3 protein-coding genes and 1 pseudogene are annotated in these 4850 nt (G+C 39.6%); all 4 read right to left on the reverse strand.

The window, feature by feature from the left end:
* Positions 1 to 207 precede the first annotated feature (207 nt).
* A complete protein-coding gene (locus ACTNES_RS19405; protein WP_291811065.1) occupies positions 208 to 1077 on the reverse strand; it encodes an AraC family transcriptional regulator in 870 nt (289 codons plus the stop codon).
* Positions 1070 to 2407, reverse strand: a complete 1338-nt coding sequence (locus tag ACTNES_RS19410; RefSeq protein WP_300335878.1) for an MATE family efflux transporter — start codon at positions 2405 to 2407, stop codon at positions 1070 to 1072. The genes ACTNES_RS19405 and ACTNES_RS19410 overlap by 8 nt, the downstream gene beginning before the upstream one ends.
* Before the next feature lie 170 nt (positions 2408 to 2577).
* Positions 2578 to 4206: pseudogene (locus tag ACTNES_RS19415) on the reverse strand (LPD16 domain-containing protein); the annotation flags it as partial.
* The coding region (locus ACTNES_RS19420) for a hypothetical protein (RefSeq protein ID WP_441040434.1) at positions 4167 to 4850 on the reverse strand (684 nt) is incomplete at its 5' end. The pseudogene ACTNES_RS19415 and the gene ACTNES_RS19420, both read right to left, overlap by 40 nt.

Here is a 4850-nt window from a genome sequence, read left to right on the forward strand (position 1 = left end):
ATTTATGCCTTTTTTATTGGCTGAAATATTGAATTTTCAAGGTTCAGCACACCTTAAAGGTGTGGGAAGTTTAAGTTTTTAATCAAAAAGAATACCACCAATAAAAATATTGGTGGCAAAGTGGAGGGTTTATAAATTTTCAGCCGTTTTATATCTTCATCCGTATATACTTTATATCCATTAGCTAAACGCTCTGGCTTATGTATTTTATTTTAATGGAAAGCAGATATCTATTTCCATATATCCATCTTCTCCCACCAGGCGATAAATATCAAAAATCGGCCGTCTTTCATCTAATTGATTCCCAGTCTTTGAAAGCCATCTGCAAAATATCTCCTGATATACCATAAAAAGAAACTGTGGGAACCCCCTAAAATGATACGCCGCATATTTTCCCCCTTGGAAATTCTGAAGCAGTATATGTTCATTTTTCTTCATCAATACCAATTGCTCTGGAGAAACAGTCTGGCACAAGTCATACATGCAATGATCTTCGTCTGTAATCGTTGGATCATCAATTGTACACTCCATATATAATGTCTTTTCTGTAGCAAGATACTCATATTTTTCTATAAACCGACACCACTCCTGTGGAAGCTGATGGTAATTCCCTTTCTTTCTTTCATAAATAACCGTAAAACTGTCAAGATTTTCGACAGTAATTAATTTACCTGCATCATCAAGAGCATCTAACGTTACCCCATGAGAAAATGAACTTTCTTCCACCATCTGCTCACTTGTTTTCCGAAAATCACCCGGCGATAAATTCAGATGCTTTTTAAATGCTGTTGCAAAATTTGACGAGGAGTATCCATATTTTTCACCAATTTCTGTAATGCTTTTTTCTTTCTCAACTTTCAGACACCATGCACTTCTCTCCAGACGAATCCTCTTAATAAATTGATAAAGAGCTTCATCCGTTTCTTCTTTGAACATACGTGTCAGGTGATATCTGGAGTAAGAACAGTAATGAGCTACATCATCTACTGTAATTTCCTCATCAATATGGTCAAATATATAGTTAATGGCTTTATTTATCACTGCACTGCGTATTGCATAATTTTCAGTATTATCCATTCAGTTCACCACACTTTCGTTTACCCGTTTGCTTCCTTATTAAAAATACTGCAATGATCGCTGTAAGTATTTCAGAGCATGGAGCAGTAAGCCATACACCCGTCATTCCTAAAATTGCAGGAAAAACCAGCGTAAATCCCAAAAGGAAAACAATTCCTCTTAATGTCGAAATGATTGCAGATGATCCTGCATCCCCACAGCTTGTGAAATACATAGAATTTACTACATTATATCCCATAGCAAGAAATGTTACAGCATAAATTTTAAAACCTGTTGCAACCATATCAGCCACTTTATTATTACATCCAAACAAACCTGCATACTGCTTTCCTGCCACAAAAAATGCTATAGCTATTATCAATCCTATCATAAACAACATCTTATTCGTAGTTTTTCTTAAAACAAAAGCCGTCTCTTTCTCTCTCGCACCCCAACATCTACTGACAAGGGGACTGATTCCCTGCCCAAATCCAATACAGATCATACTGTAACCATAAACTACAAATCCCAAAATTGTAAAAGCTGCAACACCTTCTGCTCCTACATATTTCATAAGCACATAGTTGAACATAAACATGGATATGGCACTGGCCATCTCCCCAATAAATTCAGAAGATCCGTTGAGAATCATTTCCTTGTTTATCCCTCTGTCAAATGAAAACTTCCGAAACCCGATTCCTGTTTTTCGACTAATAAAGTAGAACATCTGAATCAATACAGTCAATAGCTGTACAATTAATGATGCTACAGCACTTCCCTGAATTCCAAATCTCATAATATCCACAAAAAAGAAATCGAGAACTCCATTCAAAATACATCCTGCAATACTGACAAGCATACAAATCTGCGGCTTGCCGTCAACACGAATAAACATTCCAAAGATTGTTCCAATTACCATCAACGGATACGTAAACAGCATGATTCTATAATACTCAGTAAAGTAAACTGACAGATTACCGTCTGCTCTTAAAATCTTCAAGATTGGTGTAAAAAGTAAAAATACTATAACAGAGATTACCACACATATGATCAGGGCAGCTACTACTGTCTGTGAAAATACTTCTGATGATTTTTTTCGTTCATTTGCCCCAAGCATTCTACCACTGATAACAGAACCACCTACACCAATACAAAGTCCTGTTCCAAGGTAAAAATACAGTATCGGCAATCCCAAATTGATTGCAGCCAACGCATCTTGCCCTACATAGTTCCCAGTAAAATATCCATCCGTTATTGTTATTACTGTCTGTAATAACATTGCAATGATACTCGGAATGGAAAACTGGAGTATCATTCTTATTTTGTTTTCTTTGATTTGTTTAATATCCATACTTACCTCTCTCCTTTTTTCCCTTTATTATAGAGATATAAGTATTTCTATACTTCTGAATTTGTGCTGTAATAACAGTATTCACGTTCGTATGAACGATTAAGAACGGAAACGAACATCACGATACTCTGGTGTTTCTTTTACCTGATATACTGCACACCGACTTATACTCATTCCTCGTCCTCCTCTTCCAATTCCGCTTTGTAATCTTCCAGATCCATAAGAAAAATCTCATAGCCTTCATCGCTCATGCCGAACAGCTTTCTTATGGTATTGCAGACAAGCCCGATCATATCCACATCCCCCTTCTTACGTGCTTTGGATTTTTCAGTTGCCGTTTCTTTCTGCTCCTGTGCTTTTGCTCTTGCCTGGAACTCTTTTAACGACTGCAGCACAGATTTTTTCAGTTCCCCTTTTCCCCCCTTTGCAGGCTCTTTGTTTTGTTCCCGGTCCGGTTCTACTGATACGGATTCTTTCTTGACTGATGTTTCTGAAACTTCCTGTTTCACTTCCACGATCTGTTCTGCTTCCTGCACCTTTCCATGTTTCTCGTTCATATATTTTTCCATATCGTTGATTGCTTTCTGTACCAATGGACTTTCTTTATAATGTGGAATCATATCAATCAGATCCCTTTCTATCCTGTCTCCACTCATAAGTCCGTATTCCCCGGAATAATCCTCATCCCCGTCCTGCAGATCAAAACCAATCCCTTTGATTCCATGCAGGCGTTCTGCCGGAATACTTTCATAGATTTTGATTGCTTCTTCCAGAGTAAGATTATTATGGTACTCACCCATGACCGGGAACTCCATACACTCTGCTACATAAAAAGTAATCGTAGCTTCTGGCTGTTCCTGCTCAAGCTGTCTGGTAAAGATAGAAAGGGTTTCTGCATTTTCCAGACGGGAAGGTAATGACCGGGCAGTTATCACATCACTATCTATATCAGATTCTTCCGATACTTCAACGAGCCAGTCCTTTAAACACTCTGTTTTCTTATTCAGGATGTCCTCTGTGATTTTCTCCACCTGTTCTTCCCTGTTCTCAACGGTATCTTTATATTCGTAAGTGTCATATTCATAGCTGAAATTATCTAAATCAGCCGCCAGCTTTTCGATTTCTTTCTGATCAAGATAGGCTTCTGACTCTTTCATATATTCTGCCAGAGTGATTCTTTCTTCTGCGATAGGATTGATGTCTACCTTAATGCCTGCCATTGCCATGCCATGAGCATTTAATTCATTGAAGAAACTGTCCTCCCGGATATTGCCACGATAAGAAAGCACTACATCAAGGTCAGAATCATCTCTGTAAAGTTCCTCCCTGCTTCTGGAACCATGCACCCTTGCTGCAAGCAGCTCTACTTCATTTTCTAATCCCATATCTTCCAGAATATCTTCCATTGCCTGCCGTATAGAAACATCAGGATTATCATAGGCACCGCCGTCGATCTCATCATAATCCAAAGCATAAAAGGTATAATCATAGCCTTCCTCTGTTCTCTGGATTGCAAAATACTTATCGTCAATCTTATATGCCAGTTCATCCGGCTGCAGTTCCGGCATAAGTCCCTCTTCAGAAATCCCTTTTTCCTGCAGATGTTCTGAAATAGCTTCCAATGTTCCGGCATCATACCCATTCCAGAGATCTTCTGCGACAAGCTGACCATGTTCCGATACGATAATCCCTGCCACATCTGAGCCATACTCATCATGCTCCATGAAGAAGAACTTCTCCCCTGCATACTCTCTTTCATCTACTGTATGCCAGGTTCCCGCATGTCCATCTGCTTCAAATCTCTAAGGTTTAAGGCATCTTCCAAAAGACGGTAAGCATTGGCTCTCTGTGTTCCATAAGTGGAAGTGACAAGGGCATTTCCGTAGCTGTCCACATTTTTTTCCATAACATTCCACTGTCCGGTCACTTCGGCATACTGGACTTTGACCTTGCTCCCTACATAATATCTTGGTGTATGGAATGTCTCTGCCATAAACCGTGTAATGTAATCCTCGGAGATCCAGGTTGCCCCAAGTCTTGCCTCAATCTCTGACGCATCTAGATCTTTTGGCTGTACCTGCTCCAAATACTGCACGTTCACCTGATATTCCGGGTGCTCTTCTGCAAACTGTTTGGCGATCTGCAGTTTCTCTCTCACATTTCCAGAAAGATATTCATCCGACGGCTCCCATTTTTCACCGATCGGATTCTTAAAGATCACCCCTGCCAGTTCTTCGGTAAGCTCCTCTTCTGTTTTCCCGGAAAGCTGTGCCATATAGGAAAGGTCAACGCCTGCCCTCTCACCAATAGAAACCGCAAGTGCTTCACTGGCAGTATCTACAGAAGTTACCGTTTCTGCCCTGCGGATTGTCCTTTTGGTAAAAATATCCGCTTTCCGTTTCAGTTTTCCCTTATCATCCAGAAATTCCAGAGAAGTCAAAAG

This window comes from Blautia sp. HCP3S3_D9 (assembly GCF_052063845.1).
GTDB lineage: Bacteria > Bacillota > Clostridia > Lachnospirales > Lachnospiraceae > Blautia_A.